At 68.2% G+C, this 25,398-nt stretch carries 25 protein-coding genes and 1 tRNA gene; 13 read left to right on the top strand and 13 right to left on the bottom strand.

Annotated features, from left to right (window positions below; genetic code table 11):
• The 6 genes from RIE32_09345 to RIE32_09320 all read left to right on the top strand — a co-directional run.
• Positions 1-401 (top strand): hypothetical protein (locus RIE32_09345; protein ID MEQ9096453.1); only part of this gene is annotated, 401 nt, incomplete at its 5' end.
• Positions 402-2,813: a hypothetical protein gene (locus RIE32_09340; GenBank protein MEQ9096452.1), complete on the top strand. Its 2,412-nt coding sequence runs from the start codon at positions 402-404 to the stop codon at positions 2,811-2,813.
• A gap of 27 nt (positions 2,814-2,840) precedes the next feature.
• Positions 2,841-4,037, top strand: coding sequence for a terpene cyclase/mutase family protein (locus tag RIE32_09335; GenBank protein MEQ9096451.1), 1,197 nt, complete (start codon positions 2,841-2,843; stop codon positions 4,035-4,037).
• Between the two features lie 35 nt (positions 4,038-4,072).
• A tRNA-Gly gene (locus tag RIE32_09330) sits at positions 4,073-4,144 on the top strand.
• A gap of 52 nt (positions 4,145-4,196) precedes the next feature.
• Entirely contained in the window at positions 4,197-5,177 is a 981-nt protein-coding gene (locus RIE32_09325) for a sodium-dependent bicarbonate transport family permease (GenBank protein ID MEQ9096450.1), read from the top strand.
• Positions 5,177-5,503 carry a hypothetical protein gene (locus RIE32_09320; GenBank protein MEQ9096449.1) on the top strand — a complete coding sequence of 109 codons (327 nt, stop codon included), beginning with the start codon at positions 5,177-5,179 and terminating at the stop codon, positions 5,501-5,503. Before RIE32_09325 ends, RIE32_09320 begins: the two co-directional genes overlap by 1 nt.
• Before the next feature lie 3 nt (positions 5,504-5,506).
• Here RIE32_09320 and RIE32_09315 read toward each other — a convergent pair whose 3' ends face one another.
• The 3 genes from RIE32_09315 to efp are packed head-to-tail and all read right to left on the bottom strand — an operon-like array spanning position 5,507 to position 7,802.
• Positions 5,507-6,637: a PA0069 family radical SAM protein gene (locus tag RIE32_09315; protein MEQ9096448.1), complete on the bottom strand. Its 1,131-nt coding sequence runs from the start codon at positions 6,635-6,637 to the stop codon at positions 5,507-5,509.
• 30 nt (positions 6,638-6,667) lie between these two features.
• On the bottom strand, positions 6,668-7,237 hold the full coding sequence (locus tag RIE32_09310) for a shikimate kinase (GenBank protein ID MEQ9096447.1): 570 nt from the start codon (positions 7,235-7,237) through the stop codon (positions 6,668-6,670).
• Positions 7,238-7,241: 4 nt separating this feature from the next.
• A complete protein-coding gene (gene efp / locus RIE32_09305) occupies positions 7,242-7,802 on the bottom strand; it encodes an elongation factor P (protein MEQ9096446.1) in 561 nt (186 codons plus the stop codon).
• Positions 7,803-8,064: 262 nt separating this feature from the next.
• Here efp and RIE32_09300 point away from each other — a divergent pair, with 262 nt between their 5' ends.
• Both RIE32_09300 and infA read left to right on the top strand, forming a co-directional pair.
• The gene (locus RIE32_09300; GenBank protein ID MEQ9096445.1) at positions 8,065-9,576 is read left to right on the top strand and encodes an oligosaccharide flippase family protein; all 1,512 of its coding nucleotides are present in this window, start codon (positions 8,065-8,067) and stop codon (positions 9,574-9,576) included.
• A 126-nt stretch (positions 9,577-9,702) separates the two neighbouring features.
• On the top strand, positions 9,703-9,930 hold the full coding sequence (gene infA, locus RIE32_09295; GenBank protein ID MEQ9096444.1) for a translation initiation factor IF-1: 228 nt from the start codon (positions 9,703-9,705) through the stop codon (positions 9,928-9,930).
• Positions 9,931-10,045: 115 nt separating this feature from the next.
• On the opposite strand, the gene RIE32_09290 is transcribed toward infA, so the two are convergent.
• Complete coding sequence (locus tag RIE32_09290) at positions 10,046-10,672, bottom strand: OsmC family protein (protein ID MEQ9096443.1); 627 nt, start codon at positions 10,670-10,672, stop codon at positions 10,046-10,048.
• A gap of 176 nt (positions 10,673-10,848) precedes the next feature.
• Between RIE32_09290 and RIE32_09285 the strand changes: the two genes are divergently transcribed.
• Positions 10,849-11,478: a TetR/AcrR family transcriptional regulator gene (locus tag RIE32_09285; protein ID MEQ9096442.1), complete on the top strand. Its 630-nt coding sequence runs from the start codon at positions 10,849-10,851 to the stop codon at positions 11,476-11,478.
• A 10-nt stretch (positions 11,479-11,488) separates the two neighbouring features.
• Here the strand turns inward: RIE32_09285 and RIE32_09280 are convergent, their stop codons facing one another.
• Positions 11,489-11,920 carry a DUF3592 domain-containing protein gene (locus RIE32_09280; GenBank protein ID MEQ9096441.1) on the bottom strand — a complete coding sequence of 144 codons (432 nt, stop codon included), beginning with the start codon at positions 11,918-11,920 and terminating at the stop codon, positions 11,489-11,491.
• A gap of 135 nt (positions 11,921-12,055) precedes the next feature.
• On the opposite strand from RIE32_09280, the gene RIE32_09275 reads away from it, so the two are divergent.
• Complete coding sequence (locus RIE32_09275; protein MEQ9096440.1) at positions 12,056-12,898, top strand: dienelactone hydrolase family protein; 843 nt, start codon at positions 12,056-12,058, stop codon at positions 12,896-12,898.
• Here RIE32_09275 and RIE32_09270 read toward each other — a convergent pair.
• The 5 genes from RIE32_09270 to RIE32_09250 form a co-directional block, all read right to left on the bottom strand.
• The gene (locus RIE32_09270) at positions 12,895-13,848 is read right to left on the bottom strand and encodes a mechanosensitive ion channel family protein (GenBank protein ID MEQ9096439.1); all 954 of its coding nucleotides are present in this window, start codon (positions 13,846-13,848) and stop codon (positions 12,895-12,897) included. The two genes, RIE32_09275 and RIE32_09270, sit on opposite strands and share 4 nt — an antisense overlap.
• A 37-nt stretch (positions 13,849-13,885) precedes the next feature.
• Positions 13,886-14,728 carry a hypothetical protein gene (locus tag RIE32_09265; GenBank protein ID MEQ9096438.1) on the bottom strand — a complete coding sequence of 281 codons (843 nt, stop codon included), beginning with the start codon at positions 14,726-14,728 and terminating at the stop codon, positions 13,886-13,888.
• A gap of 67 nt (positions 14,729-14,795) precedes the next feature.
• Entirely contained in the window at positions 14,796-16,298 is a 1,503-nt protein-coding gene (locus tag RIE32_09260; protein MEQ9096437.1) for an isocitrate/isopropylmalate family dehydrogenase, read from the bottom strand.
• A gap of 82 nt (positions 16,299-16,380) precedes the next feature.
• Positions 16,381-17,364, bottom strand: a complete 984-nt coding sequence (locus tag RIE32_09255; protein MEQ9096436.1) for an L-threonylcarbamoyladenylate synthase — start codon at positions 17,362-17,364, stop codon at positions 16,381-16,383.
• Positions 17,365-17,366: 2 nt separating this feature from the next.
• A complete protein-coding gene (locus RIE32_09250) occupies positions 17,367-19,178 on the bottom strand; it encodes a TolC family protein (protein ID MEQ9096435.1) in 1,812 nt (603 codons plus the stop codon).
• A 342-nt stretch (positions 19,179-19,520) separates the two neighbouring features.
• Here RIE32_09250 and RIE32_09245 point away from each other — a divergent pair, with 342 nt between their 5' ends.
• The 3 genes from RIE32_09245 (at position 19,521) to aroD (ending at position 23,970) form a co-directional block, all read left to right on the top strand.
• Positions 19,521-21,005 (top strand): hypothetical protein, encoded by a 1,485-nt coding sequence (locus RIE32_09245; GenBank protein MEQ9096434.1) that lies wholly within the window; start codon positions 19,521-19,523, stop codon positions 21,003-21,005.
• Positions 21,006-21,156: 151 nt separating this feature from the next.
• Positions 21,157-22,446, top strand: coding sequence for an FIST N-terminal domain-containing protein (locus RIE32_09240; GenBank protein MEQ9096433.1), 1,290 nt, complete (start codon positions 21,157-21,159; stop codon positions 22,444-22,446).
• A gap of 6 nt (positions 22,447-22,452) precedes the next feature.
• Entirely contained in the window at positions 22,453-23,970 is a 1,518-nt protein-coding gene (aroD, locus tag RIE32_09235) for a type I 3-dehydroquinate dehydratase (GenBank protein MEQ9096432.1), read from the top strand.
• Here the strand turns inward: aroD and RIE32_09230 are convergent.
• From RIE32_09230 to RIE32_09220, 3 genes are all read right to left on the bottom strand, one after another.
• Positions 23,967-24,479, bottom strand: coding sequence for a hypothetical protein (locus tag RIE32_09230; protein ID MEQ9096431.1), 513 nt, complete (start codon positions 24,477-24,479; stop codon positions 23,967-23,969). The two genes, aroD and RIE32_09230, sit on opposite strands and share 4 nt — an antisense overlap.
• 11 nt (positions 24,480-24,490) lie before the next feature.
• A complete protein-coding gene (locus RIE32_09225; GenBank protein MEQ9096430.1) occupies positions 24,491-24,880 on the bottom strand; it encodes an acyl carrier protein in 390 nt (129 codons plus the stop codon).
• An 88-nt stretch (positions 24,881-24,968) separates the two neighbouring features.
• Positions 24,969-25,388, bottom strand: coding sequence for a hypothetical protein (locus RIE32_09220; protein ID MEQ9096429.1), 420 nt, complete (start codon positions 25,386-25,388; stop codon positions 24,969-24,971).
• Positions 25,389-25,398: the final 10 nt, after the last annotated feature.

The following is a 25,398-nucleotide window of genomic DNA, read 5'->3' as shown; positions in this document are numbered from 1 at the left end:
CGGCGGCCCGGCCGCTGCGCCGGGCCGGCCCGTGGCTGGCCCTGGACGGCGGCGGCCGCCCGGCGGGCCTGGTGGCCGTGGCGCCCGCGCACCGGGGCGCCGCGCGCGAGCCGGTGACGCGCGAGCGCATCGCCGACGTGCTAGCCGCGGGCCTGGGCGTGCCGCTCTCGGATGGCCAATCGCTGGGCTGGCTGGACCGACCGGGCGGCCAGATCGAGGGCGCCGCGTCGCCCGCGGAGGCCATGGCCCGCACCGAGCCCAGCCTGGCGATGGGCGCCATCCTGCTGGGCGCGGCCCTGGCGCTAGCGGCGCTCGAGGCCGTGCTGGCCCGGCTGTTCAGCCACGCCCAGGTCGCCGGCGCGACGGCCGGCGGCGCGGGCACGCGGCGGGAGGCGGCGTAGATGCTGGGCGTGCTCGAACGGCTGGTCGCGGCGCCCCAGGGCCTGTTCAGCAGGCTGTTCTCGCTGCGCGAGCTGGGCTTTGGCGACGACGGGGTGGCCCTTGGCTTCGAGCGGCCGCTGCCCACCTGGGGCTGGGCGCTGGTGGTCATGGGCTGCTGCGTGCTGGGCTGGTGGGGCTACCGCCGGCTGGAGGGGCCCCGCGCGGCGCGGCTGGGGCTGGCCGGCGTGCGCGGCCTGCTGCTGCTGGTGCTGGTGGTGCTGGCCTGCGGGCCGCGGCTGGAGCGCACGAACGAGCGGCTGGAGCCCGACTGGGTGCTGGTGCTGGTGGACCGCTCGGTCTCGATGCGCGTGGCCGATGCGCCCCTTGCCATCGCCGGCACGGCCCGCCCCACGCGCGACCAGCAGCTGCGGGCGTTGCTCGAGCGGCACGAGCCCATGTTCGCCGACATCGCCGCCCAGCGCGAGGTGGTGTGGCTGGGCTTCGATGCCGCGGCGTTCGATCTTCGCGCGCGAACCGATGACCGGGCGGCCTCGCCCGGCCCGCCGCCGCTGCCCGAGGCCGACGGCCGGCGGACGGCGCTGGGATCGGCCGTCAGCAGCGCCCTGACGCGCGCCGCGGCGCGCCCGCTGTCGGCGGTCGTGGTGCTCAGCGACGGCCGGTCGATCGACGAGCCCAGCGCCGCCGTCGTGCGCCGATTGGTGGGCGAGCGCGTGCCGGTGCACGTGGTGCCGCTGGGCAGCCCACGCGCGGCCACCGACGTGGCCATCGCGCAGGCCGTCGCGCCCGAGGCCGCCTTCGCGCGAGACCAGGCGCCCGTCCGCGTTCGGCTGGATCGCCGCGGCCCGGCCGCCGGCTCGGCGGGCGTGCTGGAGCTCATCGATCGCACGAGCGGCGACGTCATCGATCGGGTTCGCATCGAGGCCGACGACGAACGCTGGCGGGACGACGCCGCCGAGGCCACGCTGGTGGCCGGCGAGCTCGAAGCGGGCGAGGCAAGCTGGCAGGTGCGCTTCGTGCCCGACGAGCCCGACCTGCTGGCCGAGAACGACTCGGCCGACCTGAGCGTGCGCGTGGTCGATCGACCGCTGCGCGTGCTGTACATCGACGGCAGCCCGCGGTGGGAGCGGCGCTACCTGACCAGCATGCTGCTGCGCGAGCCCAGCGTCAGGAGCAGCTCGCTGCTGCTCGCCGCGCGGCGGAGCTTTATCGAGGAAGGCAACGTCACCATCGGCTTCCCGCCCACGACCGACGAGGCGTGGGCCGAGTACGACGTGGTGGTAATCGGCGACGTGCGCTCGGGGCTGTTCAGCAACGAGCAGCTCGACCAGCTCCGCGAGCACGTGGCCAGCCGCGGCGCGGGGCTCCTGTGGATCGGCGGGGTCTCGAGCACGCCCTCGAGCTGGCGCGGCACGCCGCTGGAGGACCTGCTGCCGTTCCGCATGGATCAGGGCGCGGGCGTGTCGGACGTCAGCGAACCGGTGGTGCTCGACCGCACCACCTCGGGCGAGCGCTTGGGCGTGCTGCGGCTGGACGAGAGCCTGGCGACCTGGCCGGCATACCTGAGCGACCCGGCGACGGGCTGGAACCGGCTGTGGTGGAGCCAGCGCATCGACGAGGGCGCCCTCAAGCCCACGGCCGAGGTGCTGGCCCGCTTCGAGCCAGCCCAGGGCGGGTCGGCCACGCCGGCGGTGCTGACGATGCCCTATGGCTCGGGCCGCGTGGTGTACGTCGCCACCGACGAGATCTGGCGGTATCGCTACGGTCGGGGCGAGCCGCTGTTCGAACGTTTCTACCTGCCGCTGGTGCGCATGCAGGCGCGCGGCCGCCTGGCGCGGACGGGCGCCGAGGCGGCGCTGAGCGTCTCGCCCCGGCCCGCGCTCGTGGAACGGCCGGCCCGCGTGGAGGTGCGGCTGCTGGATCAGTCGCTGGTCGATCGCAGGCTGCCGGCGGTGCGCGCGCAGGTTCGGCCCCTGGGCGATCGCTCGCAGGGCGCGGCGCCGCAGTCGCTGACGCTGGGGATCGAGGACACCGGCGCCCGGCGTGCGCTCTCGCAGGGATACGCCGCATCGTGGCTGCCGACCGAGCCGGGAACGTACGAGATCATCGTGGACGAGCCGCTGCTGGCTCCGCTGGGGCTGCGCATCGAGGTGGAAGTGCTGGCCGACAGCGACGAGCTGCGCGATCCGATGGCCGACCACGACCTGCTGGCTTCGCTGGCCGAGCGAACGGGCGGGCGCGTGCTGGGGATGGACACGCTGGGCGAGCTGCCCGAACTGCTGCCGCGGCGGGAGGTGGTCGTCGCGGGCCAGCCGCAGATTGAGCCGTTGTGGGACCGGCCCATCGCGCTCGTCGTCCTGCTGGTGCTGCTCACGATGGAGTGGGTGGGCCGGCGGCTGATCCGATTGATCTGAACCGTGGAGCGAACGGGAGGTGCGGGCATGAGCCCATGGAAGAAGCTTGTATGCGTCGCGGGAACACTGGTGGCTTCGGTTGCCATGGCGCAGACCGGGGGCCGGCCCAGCGCTGAACACCTGGCCCGCGCCCAGGACATGCGCGACAAGGCCGCCACGTATCTGCTGGCCCAGCAGGACGAAGACACCGGCGGCTGGAACGTCCGGCCCGGCGGACCAAATCTGCCAGCGATCACCGGGCTCGTGCTGCTGGGGATGACGGCCGACGAGGCGTTCATGCGGCGCGATGCCCAGACCGAGCGCGCGATCGAGCAGGGGTATGCGTACCTCTACTCGATGCAACAGGGCGACGGGGGCATCTACGACCAGATCCTCCCGCAGTACAACACCGCCATTTCGCTTGCGGCGCTGTCGCGGCTGGACACGCAGCGTTCGCGTGACGCCGCGAGGGAGGCGCTGGCCTTCCTGCGCAACTTGCAGTACAGCCAAGACAACCCCAACCCAGAGTTGCAGGTCAGTCGATCGCACCCGTTCTATGGCGGCATCGGCTACGGCGGCAGCGGCAGGCCGGACAACAGCAACATGCACATGTTCATGATGGCGCTCGAAGAGGCGGGCGTGCCCGCCGACGACCCGGCCGTGCAGCGGGCCCTGGTCTTCCTCGGCCGCACGCAGATGGACGACCGCATCAACGACATGGACTACGCCGAGGGCTCGCGGCAGGGCGGATTCGTGTATGCCACCAGCCCCAGCGGCGAAGAGATTGGCGTCGGCGAGAGCAAGGCCGGCATGATCGAGGAAACCCTGGACGACGGCACGCGTGTCAGCCGGCTGCGGGCGTATGGCTCGATGACGTATGCGGGGTTCAAGAGCTACGTGTATGCCGAGTTGCCGGCCGACGACCTGCGCGTGACGGCCGCCCGGGACTGGATCGCCCGCCACTACACGCTCGAAGAGAACCCGGGCCTTGGGGCCGAGGGCACGTACTACTTCCTGCTCACGTTCAGCCGGGCACTGGATGCGTTCGGCGAGCCGACGCTCGAGGTGGTTGCCGAGGACGGCTCCACGCGGCCGGTGAACTGGGCCGACGACCTCATCGACCGGCTGGGCGAGTTGCAGAACGCCGACGGCTCGTTCCGCTCGGTGAACGACCGTTGGATGGAGAACGACCCGGTGCTGATCACCTCGTATGCCATGATCGCCCTGGGCGAGGTGCTGGACTGATCGCGGGCGGGCAGCGGCCGTATACTGCCCCTGCCGCGGGCGTAGCTCAATGGTAGAGCGTCAGCCTTCCAAGCTGAATGTTGCGCGTTCGAGTCGCGTCGCCCGCTTTCCGCCGCGTATCCCTCCAGGGCTGGCCCTGGGTCCCCTCCAGGAGCGCTCGTGGATCCCACCGCTCTGACGCAAAACCTGCTGTCGCCGCCGATCCTGTTCTTCGGGCTGGGCATGCTCGCGACCGTCGTGCGGTCGGACCTGTCGGTACCCCCGGCGGTCGCCAAGGGCCTGTCGATTTACCTGCTGGTGTCCATCGGCTTCCACGGCGGGTACGAGCTCCATCGCAGCGGGCTGGACCTTGGCGTCGTCGGCACGCTTGGCGTGGCGGCGCTGTCCAGCGCGGTGCTACCGGTGCTCGGCTTCTTCGTGCTGCGCACGCGTTTGAAGGGCCAGGATGCCGCGGGTATCGCAGCCTGCTACGGCTCGGTGAGCGCGGTGACGTTCATCACGGCCATCAGCTTCCTGGAGCGCGGGCAGACCGAGTACAGCGGGCACCTGATCGCCGCCATGGCGCTCATGGAGTCGCCGGCCATCGTGACGGGCATCGTCCTGGCCACGCTCGTGCGCACGGCCGATACGAGCGACGACAACCAGCGCCCCGAGTGGCGCGCCATGGCCCACGAAGCGCTGGCCAACAGCGCCATCGTGCTGCTGCTGGGCAGCCTGGTCATCGGCTACGTATGCGGTGATTCGGGCTGGGCCACCATGAAGCCGCTCGTCAAGGACCCATTCCAGGCGGTGTTGTGCCTGTTCCTGCTGGACATGGGCCTTGTGGCGGCCCGCCGGCTGGGCGACCTGCGGCGGTCGGGCGTGTTCCTGGTGAGTTTCGCGCTCATCGCGCCCCCGGTGCAGGCGTCGCTTGGCATCCTGGCGGCCGCGGCGCTGGGGCTGTCTCAGGGCGATGCGCTGCTGCTGGCGGTGCTGTTTGGCAGCGCGAGCTACATCGCCGCGCCGGCCGCGTTGCGTTTGGCGCTGCCCAACGCCAATCCCAGCCTGTACGTGCCCATGAGCCTGGGCCTGACTTTTCCATTCAACATCATCGTGGGCATTCCGCTCTACGCCACGATCATTCAATGGTGGTGGACGTGATGGCAACGCATGCGACCCAGAACGAAGGCGGCATGACGCCCATGAAGCGGCTGGACATCGTCGTCGACACCCTGCACCTCAACCGCCTGCTCACCAAGTTGCGTCAGGCGGGCGCGACCGGCTACACCGTCTTGCCCAACGCCTCGGGCTTTGGCGATCGTGGCGACCAGCGGGCCGACGACCCCAGCGGCGTCTCGACCAACGCGTGCGTCATGCTGGCCGTTCCGATGGAGAGCGCACCGCAGGTCATCGAGGCCGCTCGCCTGGCCCTGCGCAAGTACGGCGGCGTGTGCATCGTGTCCGATTGCCAGTGGCTGGATCACTAGCGGTCAACCGCCGAAGAGGCCCATTTGCCCGCTGGTGTCGGGCTTGACGAACGCCGCGCTCGAGAGCGGGCGCACGTCGCGATTGAGGCCGTAGCGGCGGGTAAACACGTCGAAGTTCTGGGCGATCTGGCGGGCGATGGGGCCGTCGCCGCGACTGCGGTTCTTATCGGCCACGTAGAGCTTGCCGCCGCGGCTTTGCCGGATGAGCGATTCGACCTTGCGGGCCTTGTCGGGGTGCACGTTGCGTTGCAGCCACTCAAGGAAGAGGTCCTTCACCTGGTACGGCAGGCGCAGCAGCACCCAGGAGACCCTTCGGGCGCCGGCGTCGGCCACGGCCTCGAGGATCCGCGGCACCTCGGCATCGGTCAGGCCGGGGATGATCGGCGCGATGTTCACGGTCACCGGCACGCCCGCGGCCGTCAGTTCACGAATCGTTCGCAGTCGGCCGGCCGGGTCGGTCGCGCGTGGTTCGAGCGTGTGCGCCAGGGCGCTGTCGAGTGTGACCAGCGTCACCGTGACGCGGCCGGCGTTGTGGGAGGCCAGCTTCTGCCACAGGTCCACGTCGCGCAGCACCATGGCGCTCTTGGTCATGGTCGTGACGGGCTGGTTGCAGGCGGCCATGATCTCCAGGCACTGCCGCGCCAGGCGCATCGAATGCTCGATGGGCTGGTACACGTCGGTGATGGCCGACATGACGATGGGCTCGCCCGTCCAGTTCCGCTTGCCAAGCTCCTTTTCGAGCATCTGGGGCGCCTCGGGCTTGGCGATGAGCTTGGTCTCGAAGTCGAGCCCGCAACTGAAGCCCAGGAACTCGTGGTAAGGCCGCGCAAAGCAGTAGATGCACCCGTGTTCGCAGCCGCGATAGGGGTTGACCGTCCAGTCGAAGGGCACGTCACTGGTGGGCACCACGCGGTTGATGATGGTCTTCGTGCGATCGTGAAAGACCTGCCGCTGCACCTTCACCGGCTTGCCGTCGCCCTCGGCCTCGCGCTCCACCCACTGTCGGTCGAGTTCCTCGCCCAGCACGTGCAGGCGAACGTCCTCGAAGCGGTTGCCGGGGTTGAGCCCCGCCCCGCGGCGGTGGGCGGGCCCCTTGAGCAACGCATCGCGGTATGAGGGCTCGAAGTCCTCCATACCAAACAATATATAAACAAATAGCGGTGGTCAATCGCCCGCAAGCTGGTGCCAGAGCTCGACCAGCCGATCAGCGGTCTGATCGATGCTCAGGTGCTCGACCTCCACGATCTGATCGGCGAGGGCGCGGTAGATGGCGTCGCGCTTGTCGTAGAGGCCGGCGATCTCGTCGGCCGGATGCTCACCGGTGATCGAGGGGCGATCGCCCAGTTCCTGCCGGAGCCGGCTGGCGAGTGCCTCCGGCGGGGCGTGGAGGTAGACCGGGCCCAGCACGAAACCGCCATCCATGGCTTCGGTCAGCACGCGGCGGGCGTCGGCGAACGCGGTGGTGCCCCCGCCGAGCGCGAGGACGCGGTCGGTTCTCATCGAGAACGCCCTGCCCAGCGCTTCGGCCTCGGCCTGCCTGAACGCTGGCTCGCCCGCGGCGGCCCACGCCTCGCGCACGGTCATGAACGAACGGCCATCCACGCGCTGGATCGTCACGTCGTCCAGATCGGTGAAGGCGATGCCCAGGCGATCGGCGGCGAGCTGGCCGGCCGAGGTCTTGCCGCTGGCGCGGAGACCGATGACGACCAAGTAGCGGCCGGCAAGGTCGGCCACGGCGCTATTCCTTGGCGCGGGCGAGGTAGCGGCCGTCGTCGGTGGCGACCTTGATCTTCTCGCCGATGGTGATGAAGGGCGGCACGCGGGTCTTGAGCCCGGTCTCGCACTCGGCTTCCTTGAGCTGGTTGGTGGCGGTGGCGCCCTTGATGCCCGGGGTGGTGTCGGTGACCTCGAGCTCGACGCTGGCGGGCAGCTCGATGCTCAGGGGGTTCTCTTCGTACACCAGCACCGTGCAGGTGGTGTTGGGCGCCAGGTAGAGCAGGGCATCGCCCAAGAGCTCGGCCGACAGGATGACCTGGTCGTAGTTCTCGGTATCCATGAAGGTCGCGCCGGTCTGATCGCTGTAGAGGTACTCCATCTCGCGGCGGTCCAGCGGCGCGCTCTCGACGGCGTCGCCGCCGGTGTAACGCTTGTCGATGTGCAGCCCCGTGGCAACGTCCTTGAGCTTCACCTGGTAGTAGGCCGGGCCCTTGCCGGGCTTGGTGTGGTCGACCTTGACGGCGATGTAGACCTTGCCATCGATCTGGATGGCGTTGCCCTGGCGGATCTCGTTGGCCTTCATAGTGTGATTCCCATCCTTCTGGCGATCATCGATACAGCGGCTGGCGGCCCCGGGGATGCGCCCAGGACCGGGTCGGTTTCGGCTCGTGCCATCCTCGCCGCGGGGCCGATGGTAGGCTGGGCCGGCCGAGGCCCGTTTGCGACGCGGGCGACCAACCCGCGCGAACCCATTACCGACGCGAGGCCTATTGCCCACGATGTCCCAGAGCCCTTCGCCCCAGACACCCGGCCCAGGCCCGGGTCCAAGAAAGCAGGCCCAGGCCATGGGCCGGCGCGTGGGCGGGGGGCTGAGTTGGCTCATGGTCGCCACGGCCGTGGTCAAGGTCGCCAGCCTGGCCAACATCGCCATCCTGGGCGTGCTGCTCGGTAAGGACGACTTCGGCATCTTCGGCACGGCCATCGGCGTGGCGGCGCTGGTGAACGTCCTGCGCGATGGTGGCGTTCGCCGCATCCTCATCCAGAAGGGCATGCACCGCTACGCCGGGCTGGTCGGCCCGGTGTACGCCTGGACGCTCATGCTCAACCTGCTGGCCGCGGCCATCCTGTGCGCCCTGGGCCCGGTGCTCGCGCGAGTGCACGGCAACGACGAATACGTCATGGTGATGGTCACGCTGGGCATTGCCGCGGGCATCTACGGCCCGAGCATGATCTACCGCAGCAGACTGGCGATGCAGTACCGCTACAAGGCCGTCGCGGCGATGAACGCCAGCAGCGCCATCGTGCGCTACATCGCGATGGTCGCCCTGGCCCTGAGCGGAGCGGGACCGCTCACGTTTACGTGGTCGCTCGTGATTATGGCTGCGTACGAGTGGGCGTTCGGGCTATGGATAACGCGCGATCCCTTGATCCGCTTCGAGCCCAGGCTCCGCTTGTGGCCTGCGATCTGGGCGCGGACCAAGTGGTTGCTGCTGGGCGCGATCGCCCTGGCCCTGCTGCGCCAGGGCGACTATCTCGTGCTGGGCTTCCTCCTGACAGACAGCGTCATGGGCGTGTACGTCTTCGCGTACATGATCGGCGATCAGGTCATGTCGTTGCTGGCCAGCAACCTCCAGCAGGTGCTCATGCCCACGATGAGCGCCTTCCAGCACGACGTGAAGCGCCACGTCGCGTCGGTGCTGCGTGTCAGCGGGGCGCTCACGCTGGTGGCCTCGGGCTTTGCCGGCGCCATCGCCGTGGCGATCGACCCGCTGCAACAGTTCGTCTGGCAGGGCAAGTGGGACGGAGCCGTGCCCGCCGTCCAGGCGCTGGCGTTGTGCTTCTCGCTTCGGCTGCTGGTGACGGTGCAGGAATCGGCGCTCTCCAGCACCGGGCGGTTCCGCACGCAGTTCTGGGCGCTGTTGCTCCAGGGCCTGGGCATGGCCGGCATCGCCGCCGTGGGCGGGCTGCTCTTCCCGCGGGACCCCGGGCTCATCGCCGCGGGCGTGGGGCTCTACTTCGTGATTGGGGTCACCGGCGTGGCGGCGTGGAGCCTGCGGTCGGCTGGCGTGCCGGTGGTGGGCTTCCTGATTACGGTGCTCAGGCCCTGGGGGCTGCTGACCGTCCTTGCCCTTTTGGTCATCCTGGCCGACACGCTGCTGGGCAACCACCTGGACGGCTGGACCACCATGCCGCTGCACGTGCAGGCGTCTCGCATGGCGACGCTGCTGGCGGTGTACGGCGGCGTGGCGGGGTTGGCCGTCAGGGTTCTCATGGCCAGTACGCTCCGCGACGTGTTGCACGTGGCCCCGGACAGGTTCGGGCAACCGGCGGCCCGGCTGCTGCTGCTCAGGAAATAGTATTTTGGCCTTGTTCGTTGTTTGATAGAGTGACATCGATCGCCGCCGTGGCGTCGATGGGTTTTTGCGGTATGATTGGGGCCCCGGCGATGGTGCCGGCGTCTGGAAGGAGAGTCGAACGCTCGTATGGCCAAACAGGACGACAAATTCACCATGGAAGCCATCGTCGTCGAGGCGCTGCCCAACGCCATGTTCAAGGTGCGCCTGCCTAACGAGCAGCAGACCGAAATCCTCGCCTACGTCTCGGGCAAGATGCGCAAGCACTACATCCGCATCACCCCGGGCGACACGGTCACCGTCGAGATGTCGCCCTACGACCTGACCAAGGGCCGCATCACCTTCCGCGGTCGCTGAACCACGCTCCACAATCGAGCCACGAAAAACCCCTCGCCTGACGAGGGGTGCGGTCTGTGCGCGTTGCGTTTGCTCCGGGGCACGCCTCGGAGCTGGGGAGGTCAGCAGTCGCGCCCTATTGCACGATCAGCCGCGAGTCGGCCTCGACGGCGCGTGTGATGTTGTAGAAGTTCGGGCTCGTCGCCTTCACCGTCTCGTGTAGCTGCGCGAACTGCTCGGGCGTGCCATCGCCGGCGATGTGCACCGTCTGCCGCAGCTTCGGGTAGCCTGCGGGCGTCGCGCTGTCGATGCCCAGGAAGCCCCGAAGGTCGATCTCGCCCTCGGTCACCACCTCCAGCTTGCTCAGCGACATGCCCATCAATCCCGCCACCGCCGCGTAACCCACCATCATGCATGCGTTCATCGCCGCCAGCAGGTGCTCCTGCGGGTTGGCGTACTCGTTCGAGCCCGTCAGCTCGTGTGGCTCGTCGATCTTGATCGTGAACGGCCGACGCACGAACTGCCCTCCGATCTCGAACCCCTCCACTTGGTGATCGCTCCGCGTGCCGCCCATCCACTGGCTGCGGACGTTCCACCGCGTCTGCCCGGCGGCCGCATCGGCCTCGATCGCCGAGATTGCCCCGCGAAGCTGCTCGAGATCGATGCCGTTGAGGCATCGCGCCCGGCTCTCGCGCTGGTGGGCCTCCAGGGCCTTCGCCCTCGCTTGAGGGTCGGTTGACGTACGGGATTGCATCATGGTCATCGGTGGACCTCCTAGAATTGAGTATCTCTCCGGGGGCCACACGCCACTTTGGCTCGCGCCCGCCGAAGGAATGATGGCCGGGGGCTCGAAGACGAACAGTGCACTCGAGGTCCACTTAGGGGTGGACTTCACGTACACCCATTGGCCGGCTCTGACACCAACGTGGAGGAACCAAGGTGCAAGTTGAAGGCAAGACCATCACTGAACTACTTGGACTGCCGCCCCAACCCACCACGGGCCGCGCCCGGCTCATCTCCGCCGGACTCGAACTCTTTTATCGCTACGGCTTTCAGGCGGTGGGCATCGATCAGGTCATCGATCTCGCCGGCGTCACCAAGACCACCTTCTACAACCATTTCGAGAGCCGCGACGACTTCTTCGTCGCCTGCGTCAAGCAACGAGACGAGTGGGAGAGCCAGGCCTGGATGAACGCCGTTGAGACCATTGCCCCCGACGACCCGCGAGAGCAACTCGTCGCCTTCTTCTATGTCATGGATCGTTGGTTCAACGATCCGGAGTACCGCGGCTGCATCTTCGTGAACGTCGCCGCTGAGTTCACCGATCCACGCCACCCCGTGCACCAGGCGGCCGTCGCCCACAAGAAGAAGACGCGCAACGCCGTGCGCGATCTCGCTGCCCGAGCCGGCGCCACCGATCCCGAGGTCTTTGCGGACCAATTCACGATCCTGATGGAAGGCACCTTCCTGCTTCGGCACGTCCACGATCGCAATGATGCGGCGAAGGTCGCTCTGCCAACCGTTCGCTCCCTGATCGACGCATTCATCCCCGCCGAGCAGGCGGCCTGACGCTTGTCGCCTACCCGGCCAGCCGTACGGCCGCGATCGCCAGGCACGCCACGCCCGCGATCGGCAGGCCCCACATTACCGCCAACTCCAGCGCGTTGATCGCTCGGCCCGTCACGATGTCGCCCTGCGATAGGTCATCGGGGTCGTACGCCACGTCCACAACCTGCCCCACCGCGTGCATCGTCCACGATACCCCCACCGACGAAACGCACTCGAATCGCCGGCCATCGACCTCGTACGCGATGCGGGCGTGACGCGTGCCGGGGCCGTGCCGTGTCGCGTCGCCCGGGTGCATCATCGAGATCTGGTCATCATGCCCCACGACCGTGCCTTCGGTGCGACGGGTCCTGGACTGCCGCTGGCGAAGCTGACGCACCGTCTCCAGCGGCGAGGCGACCATCGCCACGCCAAAGAGCAAGAGCGCGATATCCACGTTCTCCATGGCCCATCCCTCCATCCCAAACGCCCGCCGTATGCATCGGCTTGCAGGGCTTGTCGGTTGAACCCCAACGGTCCCGCCCGCACGTTCGCGGACCCATACCGTGACGAAAGCCATCCCATCGCAGGAGAAGCATCCATGGTCTCAGCCAAGATCCTCGTTCTCGCCGTGCTGCTCGTCGCACTGCTTAGCGCCCCGGGCTTCGCCCAGCAGATTCCTCCCACCCATCCCGATCAGCCCAGCGAGCCTCGCCGCTGGGAGGACATGGGCCGCCAGCGCGACCTCAGCTACCAGCACGACGGCCATCCCCTTCGCGGCTATCTGGCCGAGCCCTTACAGCAGTCCAAGGGCACCGTGCTCATCGTGCACGCATGGAAGGGCCTGGGCGACGAAGAGAAGGAACGCGCCCGCATGCTTGCGAAGCTGGGCTACCGAGCGTTTGCCATCGACATGTACGGCGACGGCGTGCGGGCGAAGGACAACGAAGAAGCCGCCGAACTCGCCGGCACGTACTACGCCGATCGCCAGCTCATGCGCGGCCGCGTGCAGGCCGCCATCGATGCGCTCAAGGACGAGGGCAAGCTCACCGACAACCTCGCGGCGATCGGCTACTGCTTCGGCGGCACCGTGGTTCTCGAGTGTGCCCGCCACGGCTTCGACTTTGACGCCGTGGTCAGCTTCCATGGCGGGCTCCAGTTCCAGAGCGCCCCGCGCCGCGGACAGGTCACGGCTTCCGTCCTGGTGTGCAACGGCTACGACGACCCGCTCGTCAGCATCGAGGACCGCAACGAGTTCAAGCGCGAGATGGCCAACGCCGGCGCCGACTTCGTGTTCATCGACTACGCCAACGCCGTGCACAGCTTCACCAGCAAGGCTGCCGGCCCCATGGCCGAGGGCAAGGCCGCCGCGTACAACGAACTGGCCGACGAGCGCTCGTGGCGGGCGATGCGGGACTGGTTCGAGCACGCGATGGGCGGCTAAGCCTCGTTGCCCTTGTCGCCCTTCGCTTCACGCTGCTCGACCTCGAGCGGGTGCTTGAACGTGAGCGTGCGGTAGGGGAAGGGAATCTCGATGCCCGCCTCGTCGAGGGCGCGCTTGATGGCCGCGACCACCTCGTCTCGGCTCTCGCGCTGCTCCAGCGGCGTGGCGCCCGTCCACCAGGCGACCTCGAAGTTGATGCTGCTGCTGGCAAACTCCTGGGCGAACACCTGGACCGGGTGCTCGTCGGCCACGGTCTGGCAGCCATCGACGGCGTCCTTGATGACCGAGCGCGACGCGTCGACGTCTTCGCCGTAGGCCACGCCCACGACGATCTCGATCCGTCGGTGGGGCTTGTTGGTCAGGACATCGACGGGGTTCTTGTAGATATCGACGTTTGGTACGACGACCAACTCGCCGCGCACGGTGCGGAGCACGGTGTTACGAACGGTCACGTTCACCACGCGGCCGGTGATGCCGTTGCACGAGATCCAGTCGCCGTTCTCGAAGGGGAACCGCCAGAGGATGAGCACCCCTGCGAAGAAGTTCTCGAAGATGTCCTTGAAAGCCAGGCCGATGGCGATCGATCCGACGCCCAGCGCCGTGAGCGCCTTGGTGGGCGTGAGCCCGGGGAACGTGACCATCGCCGCGATCATGAGACCGATCGCCCACACGGCGATCACGACGAAACGAACGATGAGTTCCTTCAGCGACTCGCGCAGCCTGACGCCCGCAAGCAGCCGGCGGGCGATCCACCGCGCGACATACCCCACCACCATCGTCGCCAGCAGGACCAGCACGCCGGCTATCAGCAGGGGCAGGTGCGCCAGGAAGTCCTCGGCGATCGAACGCAGCGTCTGCATTACCGTCGCCGACGGATCCTCCAGGGTGGCCTCCGGGAGCGGGCTGGCGACTTCGGCCCCCGCATCGAGCTCTTCCTGGAGGAAGGTCATGGCTTGAGCATAGGGAGCGGTGCTGGACCGCCGGCCATCAATCCGGAATGACTTGCCTCAGCATGAGGCCGTACAGCTTCTCACGGCGGGAAGGATCCAGTACTCGGTAGATCGCCAGCATGGTCTCGCGTCGCTGGCCGGGCGTGGCCGCCAGGCGGGTGCGCTTGATGTGATCCAGCACGATTTCCCGAATCGCCTCACGCTGCGCGTCGGTCGGGTCGACGCCCGCGTCGATGCTCTCGAGCAATTCGCGGTATCGTCGGAGCGTCAGGTCGTAGGCCTCGCGCAGCTCCTGCTGGAAGATCTGGAATGCCAGTCGCTCTCGCGCCGCGGCGATGGCGGCCTGTCGACGGTCGTCCATCATGCCGCTCGCTCGTTCACGGAGCAACGCTTCCCAGTATGCCTCGTTGATTCGTTCCAGTTCCGCGGCGTGCTCGTCGCCGACGGCCTCGGCCAGTTCGGCCATCAGTGGTGCGGAGGGCGCGCCGGGCTCGAAGCGCTGCCACAACGCACGCATCGCGTCGCGCGCGGCGTCGGTTTCGCCGGCCTGGATGAGATCGGTGACCTCACGCACCGTGTCGAGTTCATCGACGAGCAGCATGCGGACCGCCTCGCCCCGCGCTGCCGTGATGTCACGAATACGCTGGGCGGCATCGGCAGGAAGGCTTCGCGTGGCGATCAGCACTTGGGCCGCGGCGATCTCCGGCCGGCCGGCGATGGGCTCCAGCGATCCATCCATGCGATAACGAACGATCGTCGGTTGGGCATCAACCGCTGGCCCCGACAGCAACCCGGCCTCGCCCTCCTGTGCGAGCGAAGGGACGCACACTCCGAGGAACAGGACGAAACAGCACACGACCAACAGCCAACGCACGAGCATGACGCACCTCCACGAAGGCAGGTACGCTCGACGCGTCGCAGGCGTTTGCGAATCGGCGCGAAAGGCGCTACTGGCCCTGGGCCAGCGAGTATCCCGGCTTGCCGTCGTAGTGCTTGAGCGGCTGGAAGTCGGTGACCTCGAACTTTTCGGCAATGCGGCTGAGCAGGTGGATCAGCGGGCCCTGGCCCATGCTGGGGGCTCGAGACATGTCCCGCAGTTCGAACCGCACGCGGTAATAGTCGACGATGTCGGTGAAGACGCTGCCGCTGGGCCACACCTGGGTGCCGCGGTTGCTCATCATCTTAACCTCGAAAGGCGTCGGCAGGCAGATGGCGCTCAGGCGGTCGGCCAGTTCGCCCGGGCTGAGCAGCGTGTCGAGGTAGATGTCGCAACCCACGTACACGCTTTTGAGCGTCTCGAACGTGCGCATGAGAGTGTTGTGTCGCGGCCGTTCGGGTCGCTCGAAGCAGGTCGCCGCGGGCACGTTGTCGGTGGGCAGCGCCTCGCGAGAATCGGGCGCCTTGCCCAGGTTGCCCTTGATGGCATCGCCAAACTCGCGCGTGCCCACGGCGGGCGTGCCCGTGCTCTGGCCGAAGTCGCCGGTATGCACGCCCTTCTCCAACGTGTGGATCAGCGCGTTCTCGATGGTGTTGGCGTGCTTCATCAGCCCGATGTGCCGCAACATCATCAGACCGCTCAGCAGCAGGCTGGTGGGGTTGGCCAAGCCCTTGCCGGCGATGTCCGGAGCCGTACCGTGCACCGCCTCGAAGATGCTCACGTTCTTGCCGATATTGGCGCTGGGCGCAAAGCCGAGCCCACCGACCAGGCCGGCCGCCAGATCGCTCACGATGTCGCCCTGGAGATTGGGCAGGACCACCATCTTGAAGTTCTGCGGCTTGAGCACCAGGTTCATGCACAGCGCATCGATGATGACATCGCCGGTCTCGATGTCCGGATAGTCGTTGCCCATCGCGTAGAAACGCTCCAGGAACAGGCCATCGGTCATCTTCATGATGTTGGCCTTGTGTCCGCAGTGCACGCTCTGGATGCCCAGGCGCTTGGCGGTCTCGAACGCCTCGCGGTGCACCTGATCGCATCCGGGGGCCGAGATCAGCCGCTTGCACTCGATGACGTCGTTGGTCAGCCGGTGCTCGATGCCACCGTACGTGTCCTCGATGTTCTCGCGGACGACGTAGAAATCCACGGGAATGTTGGCCTTGCTGTACACGGTCTCGACGCCCGGCAGGCTCTGGAAGTGCCGCACGTTGGCGAAGGCCCCGTACATCTTGCGCAGCGTGACGTTGATGCTCTTGCCGCCGCCGCCCACGGGCGTGCCCATCGGGCCCTTATACACCAGGCCCGTTTTCTCGACGGTCTGGATGGCCTCGTCGCTGATGCCCATGGTGTTGCCGGCCTTGAACACCCGCTCGCCCATCTCGGCGGGCACGAAGTCCAGGTGCTCCATCACGCCGGCCGCCTCGAAGATCGACAGGCAGGCGCCCATGATCTCCGGCCCTATGCCATCGCCCTCGGCCAGCGCGATCTTCAACTTCTGCGACGATTCGGACATAGCAGCGGCCACCCTTCCCGAGCAAAACCGTGGGACAAATTACGATGCACGTGCCCTGGGAGCGCCACCGCCCCGGGGGCTTTCAGGGTAGGGCACGCGGTCCATCGCCGGTTGGCTCAACACCGGCAGCCCGCGCCAGGCGCTCTCGCACCGCCTCATAGATCGATCCGCCCCCGGACGGAACGCACACCACGATGACGCTGGCGCCAGACGCATCGGCCTCTCGCAGGGCGGCGTAGAGCTCGCGGGCGTAGTCGCCTGGTTCGGCTGGCATCGCGATCGATGCATTCGGCGCATCGACGGCTATCGGCACTCCCGGTGGCGAGATCACGATTGCAGGGCGATCCCCAATCGCATGCTCGATCTCCGCCATCGTCGCGGCCAACAAGACGCGGGCCCGCGGCTGGTAGTGCGGCCCGATCAGACCAGGGCTCGCCACACTGGTCGCGCCCCCGCTTTGCGCGTGGATCGGTACGTCCGTGGCGGCACGCAACTCTGCCACGCCGATGACGCCCGGCCGCAACACCCGCACCGTGTCGTCATCCACCTGCACGACCGTCGATTCGAGCCCCACCTCGCACGGCCCACCATCGAGCACGACCACCAGCGAGGCATCGAACACGCCGCGCACGTGCTCGGGCGTCGTGGGCGAAACGTAGCCCGACGGATTCGCGCTGGGCGCCACCAGCGGCTCACCAACGGCCTCGATGAGCGCGAGCGCCACGGGGTGCCTGGGCACGCGCACCGCCACGGTCGGGCCCCCGGCCGTCACGATGTCCGGCACCCAGGCTGCTCGCGGCAGCACGAGCGTGAGCGGGCCGGGCCAGAACTTACGCGCCAGTGCATCGGCCGCGGCGGGCCACGCGGCGCAGCACTGCCTTGCCATGTCAAGCGTGCACGCGTGCACGATGAGCGGGTTGGTCGCTGGTCGGCCCTTGGCCTCGAACACGCGGGCTACGGCTTTCGGATCGCGTGCGATCGCCGCCAGGCCGTACACCGTCTCGGTAGGCATGGCCACCAACCCGCCTGCGCGAAGGTGCGCTGCCGCGTGGGCGATGGCGTCCACGCTCAGCCGTCCGAATCGTCGCGTGCAGGCTGGTAGACGTAGGGATCATCGCCTCGCACGCCGTCACCATAAAGCTCTTCGAGTTGACCGGCATCGGGCACGACGAAGCGCACGCCGTTGCGTTCCAGCGCGGTGCCCATGGCCGCGTGCAGGTTGGCGATGCCGACCATGTAGTCCACCAGCGCGCCGACTTCGGCCTGCTCGGCGGCGGCGAGGCGTTCCTGGGCCTGGAACTCGAGGTTCAGACGCTCGGGCGTGTTGACGGCGATGGTCTCGCGCTGGATGTCGAGCACGCGCACGTTGTTGGCCGCCGCGAGCCGGTTGCTCACCGCCTGGCCGATGCGCTCGTAGGCCTCCTTCGTGCGACGCAAGGCAGAACGCACCTCGGAGATCACGCCCTGGACCGTGTTCTGGTATGCGATGACGGCCTGATACTGCTGCACCCGGCGCTCGTTTCGCGTCGCCTCGGCCGCGCGGTTGCCGATCGGCAGCTCGAAGTTCAGGCCCACGAGCCAGCTCTGCCGGCTCAGGCCATAGGCATCGGCAACCGACGTTCCCCAATCGCTGTCCAGATCGCTCACGGCGATCTGCGCCCGCAGGTCGAGTTGGGGCAACAGGCCATTCTCGGCCACGCGCCGGCGAATGGCCGTGTTATCGAGGCTCAGCAGCGCCTGGTAGATCTCCGGGCGTCGCCGCAACGCCGACTGGTACGCGTCGAACAGGCCATATTCGATCGCCTGGTCGACCGGCTCATCGGCGGGTAGCAGCAGGGTCTCGCCCGCGATGGGGAAGCGTGGATCGCTCATGGCGATCTTGAGTCGATCGCTGGCCTCGCGCACGTTGGTCTGGCTCTGGATGACCGTCTGGCGGCGCTCCTGCACGCGCGCGTCGGCGTCGGACACCTCGGCAGGATTCGCGTCGACATCGGCGCGGATGCGGATCTCGCGCCGAGTCTCTTCGCCACGCTCGAGCAGACGCTGCACGATCCGCAGGTTCTGCCGAGTCCGGAAGAGCTCCCAGTAGGCCGTTTCGACCTCGAGCACCGTGTTGATGGCCTGGGCCTTGAGGTTGGCAAGCGAGTCTCGCTCGGCATTGCGCGCCAGCAGCAACCCCTCGCGCGCCACGTCGGTGCCAAAGCCGCGCAGCAACGGCTGGTCGGCCCGCAGCGTCAGCGTGCTTTCCCACGCGGGGTCGGGCGTGAAGGTCAGGTTCGGGTTGTCCGTGAGGACGTCGGTATACTCGAATTCCTGGACGATCGAGAGCGTGCCGCCGGTGGCCATTTGTCGGCGCAGGCCCAGCGAGGCCGTCACGATGTCGCGCTCGTCGCGCGCCGGGACGAACTGGCTCGAGGAGATCTGCTCGGTCTCCGAGCTGTTGTACTGGGTCGATGCGACGAACAGCCAGTCGAACGCCGCCTCGGCGCGCACCACGCCCGCTTCGGCCACGACCGGGTCGAGCCGCGCGAACTGCAACGCGTAGTTATGCTCGACCGCCGAACGAATGGCCGTCTCCAGATCGATCGGCGCCGTGGCCTGCTCATTGCCCAGCAGGTCATCGCCAAAACCTTCTGCCTCGTCCTCGTAGCTTCGCAGGCCCGCGATGGATACGACGTCGGCCATGAAGCGGTCGTCGATGTCGATCTCCACCGGCGGGCGCTCGAAGGCGCGGATGCCCTCGCCCGAATCGCGGGCCTGGCGGAGTTCGTTCATCAGGTTGTCGACCAGCGCCCGCTGCGACGCGGCGCTGGGCTCGTCCAGCGGCGTGGCACACCCGCTGGCAAGGAGCAACGCGGCAGCCCCACCCGCCGCGGGCATCAGACCCCACCAACCGCGGTGGAATCGCGAACTGGCTCGGCAAACACGATCGGTCATCTTGATTCTGCTTTCTCGATATGGCCCGGGTCATGGCGACGGGCGTCAGCCGGTTCAGGGGAGGCCGGCGGGAGGGCCCGGCCGGCCGGCTTCCGGCGGGCCTGGGAGGCACTCAAGCCCTCCGCCCATGGGGAGCCGATGCTAGGAGGCTGGGACCGCCGCCCCAAGCGGTCTACCTTTCTATTGTCCGAGGTCTCTGCATGAGGCCACCTTCCGGCGCATCGAGGCGACCGGATCACGCAGACGCGTCCGAATGCCCCTGGGGCCCGTTCAACGGAGGGAACGATGCTCACCGCACGCTTGCACACGCTCACCACGATCGCCCTGGCCGCGCTGGCTCTGGCCGGGTGGTTCGCCCCCGCCGCCAACGCCCAGCCCCGCGACGTCGAGCCGTACTTCGTCACCGTGACCGCCGATCAGGCGTTCCTGCGGTCGGGCGATCTGCGAAGCTATTACCCCATCGCCACGCTCAAGCCCGGCACGGTGCTTCGAGTCACGGGCGAGACCGATCGCTGGCTTCGGGTCGAGTATCCCAAGGGCCTACACGCCCTGGTCCGGGCCGATCATGCCACGCTGAACCAGGCCGAGGGCATGGTGACGCTCAGCCGATCGGGCGCGCTGAAGGCCCTGAGCGACACCCGCTACGGGGTCGATGGTTCCTTCCGCGACGTGCAGGGGCCCGAGACGCCTGCCACGACCCGCCTGAAGCACCACCGGACCGAAACCAGCAGTCGCGGCGTGGTGTTCTACGTGGTCGACGCCCCGAAGGGCGCCGCCGGTTTCATCGAGAGTGCCCACGCCCGCCGCGCCGTACCCAGCGAGATCCAGGCCTATCGCGCGAGCCTCGAGTCCGGCGACGAGCAATCGGGCGACCAGACGCCCGCTCAACCCCAGGGTCAGGCTCCCGCCCCAGACCAGACCCAGGACCAGCCCAACAAGCCCGCCGATGCCCAGCCGACCCAACCGACGACGGGCGATCGCCAGGGCAGCGAGCCGACGAGCGAAGAGACGACCCCAACCGTGATGGAGCCGATGCGGATCGAGGGTGCCGGCACGCCTCCGCCCAGTGACCCCACGCAGGCCCAACCCACCACGCGGCCCACCAACCCGGCCACCGAAACGCCCGCCGGCCAGCCGGTGGAGATCGAGATGCGCACCGAGCCGGCCCAGCCCGGCGACGCCCTCGATCCGCTGCCGAGCCTCGATGCACTCTCGGCCGCGTTCGACGCCGTGCGCCGCCAGGGCACGCTCGAGGCGGAGGTCGATGAGCTCGAAGCCGCCTTCCAGCGCGTGCTCGCCAACACGCCCGACAACGAGGACAACGCCTCGGTCCGCGCATGGCTCCAGCAGCGGCTGAGCCTGCTCGAGATCCGCAAGCAGCTCCAGCAGACGCTCCAGGACGTGGCCGAGGCTCAGGCCCGCTTGAAGGAAGGCAACCAGGAGAGCAACCAGGCCATGGCCCGCCTGCGGGACTCGGCCATCTACGACTACGTCGGCAAGCTGGAGAAGAGCGCCGTGTACAACGGCAACCGCCTGCCGCTCATGTATCGCCTGGTTTCCGTTGGCGAGGGCGCACCCCGCACGCTGGGGTACATCGAACCCAAGGAAGGCCTCGATCTTGAGCGCAAGCTCGGCGTGCTGGTTGGCGTCAGCGGCGGCGGCAGCAAGCGGGCCGATCTGCGACTGAGCACGATTGACGCGACCAACGTCGTCGTTCTGCGGTCCGAAGAGTCCGAAAAGGTGCAATACGCCACCGAGCCGGGCAACTAACCCTTCCCGACCACACCCCCGAACCACGCAAGGCCCGGGCAACCACCCGGGCTTTTTCGCGTGATCGCCACCCCCGGTGCGTCATTTCACGGGCAAACCCACACAATCCGCACCCGCTGGTTCAACGACCCCGTACACTGTCTGCGTGAGTATGCATGCCACATCCGCCGGCCCGGCGACCATGATGGCCGCAGGCCTCTCGTCTCTGGACCGCACCGAATTTGCGGCCCGACAGGCCTTCGAGCACGCGGCCACGCAATTGCCCGAGGGCGCCGAGTCGGCTGACCTGGCGCTGGTGTTCTTCTCGAGCGCGCACGTGGGCCAGGCCGGCCTCGTCGCGGCGGCCGCCAGGGCGGAACTGCCCAACGCGACGATCGTCGGGTGCTCGGCCGAGTCGGTCCTTGGCGGCACGGTGGAACTCGAGGACCGACCGGGCATCAGCGTGCTGGCGTGCAGCATGCCCGGCGTGGACGTGCGCGCCTTTCCGCTCAGCCGAATGGCCAGCGTCGACCCGGCCAACCCGAGCCAGGTCGAGCGCGTGCGCGAATCGGCGGGCATGACGCATGAACACCGCGCCACGATCCTGCTGCCCGACCCATACGGCCTTCCCGCCGGCCGCGCCATTGCCGTCGTCGACAAGGCGGCCCGCCTGGGGCTGAGCGATCAGGAGCGCCCCGTCGTCCTTGGCGGCATGGCTTCGTCGGACAATCGCACCGGGGGCAACGCGTTCCTACTGGACGGAAAGACCATCCGCGATGGCGGCGTGGGGCTCTCGCTGAATGGACCCATTACCGTCGATACGGTCGTCAGCCAGGGCTGCCGGCCCATCGGCCCCAACATGGTGGTGACCCAGGGCCAGGGCAACATCGTGCACCGCCTGGGCGGGCGTCCGGCGTTCGAGGCCGTGCGGGAAGTCATCGCGGACCTGGACGAGGATGAGCGGCAGCTCTTGAGCAAGGGCGTGTTCCTGGGCGTAGTGGCCGATGAACACCGCCGTCACTTCGGCCGGGGCGACTACGTGGTGCGCAGCATCATGAGCGCCAACGAGGCCGATGGTTCGATCGCATTGGGCGATTACGTGCGCCTTGGCCAGACCGTCCGCCTGCACGCGCGCGACGCCAGCACGGCCCACGAAGACCTCGAACTGCTGCTGGACGCCCAGAAGCTCTATGAACACCCCGCCGGTTGCCTGCTGATTACCTGCAACGGTCGCGGCACCCGGCTGTTCGAGCAACCCAACCACGACGCACAGACGGTGCACCGGGCGTTCGAGGCGGTCCGCAAGGGCACGCCGGCCATCGGCGCCGCGCCACGCGGCACGGGTCAGCCCATGCCCATCGCGGGCTTCTTCGCCGCCGGCGAGATCGGGCCCATCCAGGGGCGCACGTTCGTGCATGGTCATACCGCGTGCGCCGCACTCTTCCGCGGCCGGATCAACTGACCGGCCATGTCGACGCTGGTGTGCGTACCCATCGCCGTCGATACGCCCGAGCAGGCACTGGCCGACGCCGAGCACGCCAGGCTCGCCGGGGCCGACATGGCCGAGTTTCGGCTGGACGCGTTCTTCGAAGAGGCCAGCCAGATCGATGCGTGCATCAAGCTCGTCGCCGACTCGCCGCTGCCGTGTATTGCAACCTGCCGACCGACGTGGGAGGGCGGGGAGTATCGCGGCGATGAGCCAACAAGGCTCGCGCTGTTCGAGCGATTGGCCGGCGCCGAGCACCGGCCACGCTATATCGACGTCGAACTGGCAGCACGAACGAAGCCGGTGCTTGCTGGCGACGACGCGCCCGGATTGATCCTGAGCCTGCACGACTTCCATGGCCGACCGGCGAAGCTGACGCGGCAATTGCTCGAGCTGCGCGACGATGCCGACGCAGCGGTGCACAAGGTCGCCTTTCGCGCCCGATCGCTCCGTGACAACCTCGAACTGTTCGAGATCCTCGATCATCGCGACCGCCCCACCATCGCGCTGGGCATGGGCGCCTATGGCCTGATGAGCCGCGTGCTGGCGCCGAAGTTCGGCGGATTCCTCACCTTCGCCAGCCTGCGATCGGAGAAGACCACCGCGCCGGGCCAGCCGACCATCGCCGAGCTCCTTGGCCTCTATCGCTTCAAGGGCATCACGCGCACGACGAAAGTGTTTGGCATCCTGGGCGATCCCGTCGAGCACTCGCGTTCCCCGGCCATGCACAACGCGGGCTTTGAGCGCGTGGCATTCGACGGCGTGTACCTGCCCATGCCCGTCGCGCCGGGGTACGAGTCACTCAAGGCCACGCTGACCGAATTGCTTGCGTGCAATTCGCTCGACCTGACGGGCCTGAGCGTGACCATGCCGCACAAGGAAGACCTCGTGCGGCTTGCGCGCGAGCAGGGCTGGGCGATGGACGGCCTCGTCGAGCATTGCGGGGCGGCCAACACGCTCGTGCGTGAGGGCGAGGGCATTCGCGTCATGAATACCGATGGGCCGGCCGTCGTGGCGTGCCTGCAACGCGCAGGCGTCGACGTGGCCGGCGCGCCGGTGCTCGTCCTGGGCGCCGGAGGGATGGCCGCGAGTTGCGCGCACGCCCTCGGTCATGCCGGCGCGCACGTCCACGTGTACAACCGAACGGCCGAGCGCGCCCGTGCGTTGGTCGACAAGATCGACCGAACCGTGCATCTTGAGTCGCTCGATCACCTGCCGCCCATGCACGCCGTCGTGCAATGCACGCCGATCGGCATGGCCGGCGGGCCCGCGCCGGGCGAGACACCCATTTCCGCCGACGCCCTTGCTGAAGCCGCAATTATCGAGACCGTGTACCACCCGCGCGAAACGCCACTGGTGAAGGCCGCCACCGCGCGCGGGCTGCGCGTCATCGATGGGCTGGACGTGCTGGTCACGCAGGCGGCGGCCCAGTTCAAGGCGTTCACCGGTCATGACGCACCGATGGAGCTATTCCGCCAAGCCGCGCACACGGGCGATTAGAGGGCCATCTGCTCCACGCCGTCGCCGCCTGCCTGCACGCTGCCGGCGATCAGCGTGCGGAACGCCTCGGCGATCAGGAGCGAATCCCGCTCGGCCGGCACGTGGGCGAACATAAGGTCGATGGTGCCGAGATCCCGCGGCCCATCCCACATCGGATCGATCACGCGCACGACGCCGTCCACCGAGGCCCCGCTGTCGTCGATGGCCACGAGGTTGGCTTCGAACTCGATGGTCGAACCGGGAAGGACTTCGAAGTGGAGTTCAGCCTTGCGCAGCTTGGCCAGCACGACGTCGTCCTTGAAGTTCCTTGCGTGGCCGGCCAGCAGGCCACCGGCCTGGGCCATGCCCTCGATGATCAAGGGCGCGGGCGCGATGGGCATGGCCGGACGATCGCCACTGGCGGGAAAGTGCTGGTGCAGGTGGGGCTCGCTGAGGCTGACCGCCTTGCACGCGAGCAGCCGGCGGCCCGGATCGAGTTCGAGGATGCGATCGATCCAGAGCCAGCGCACGGGGCCGGTCCTCAGGCCGCGGCGCCGAGCTTGCGCTCGACGAAGTTGGTGATGGCGTCGACCGTGAAGATCTCGCCCACGCGGCTCAGGCGCGGGTCGGCCTCGATGGCGTCGACCTCGGCATGGGGCAGCTTCTCGCGCAACCCGTTGAGGCCGGCTTCGGTCAATACGCCGTCCTGCACGAAGGTGGGGTCCTGCTGCAGGTTCTCGGGGAACAGCTCGCCCTGCTCGATCTTGATGTCGAAGGCCTGTTCCAGGCGGAAGACGATGTCCAGGAAGTCGATGGACTCGGCGCCCAGGTCGCCGGTCAGGGTCGCCCGCGGGGTGACCTCTTCCTCGTCGATGCCCAGCACCTCGGCCAGCACTTCCTGCACCCTTCCGTGGATCTCGTCTCGCGTCATAGCGCCTCCGTCATGGCCCGCCGATCGCCCCCTGGCAACAGGCCCGGAGGGTGTTCGATGCTATGGGGCCTGGCGGTGCCACGCCGCGTTAAGTGCGGGCACGACGCAACACCAGACGCCCGGTGACGGCCGCCGGCAGGGCCTTCAGGTCATCCAGATCCATATCACCATCGTCGCACGCGCGACCGGTGGCCGAGATCGTCGCCTCTTCGCCAGCGAGGTTCGCCAGGCCCACTTCGCACACCAGCCATTGGCCCGGCCGCAGGAAGCTGCTGAACCGCACGGCCCGGGCCGAACCGAGCACCCAGCGGTCGGCCTGGTCGACCTGGCTTTCGAGAAGAACCCGGCCGGCCTGCACGAGCGCCTCGATGGCCAGCACGCCGGGCAGCACCGGCCGACCCGGGAAGTGGTCTCGGAAGAACGGGTCGGCAGCGTCGAGCCAGTGCCGGGTGACCAAACGCTGGGGCTCTCGAACCAGGATGTCGTCGATGAGGGCGTACCAGTCCACGGACAAGCGT

This window comes from Phycisphaerales bacterium, from assembly GCA_040221175.1.
Lineage (GTDB): Bacteria > Planctomycetota > Phycisphaerae > Phycisphaerales > UBA1924 > JAHCJI01.
Note: the sequence above shows the minus strand (reverse complement) of the source record. Positions and strands in the feature narration are given on the sequence as shown.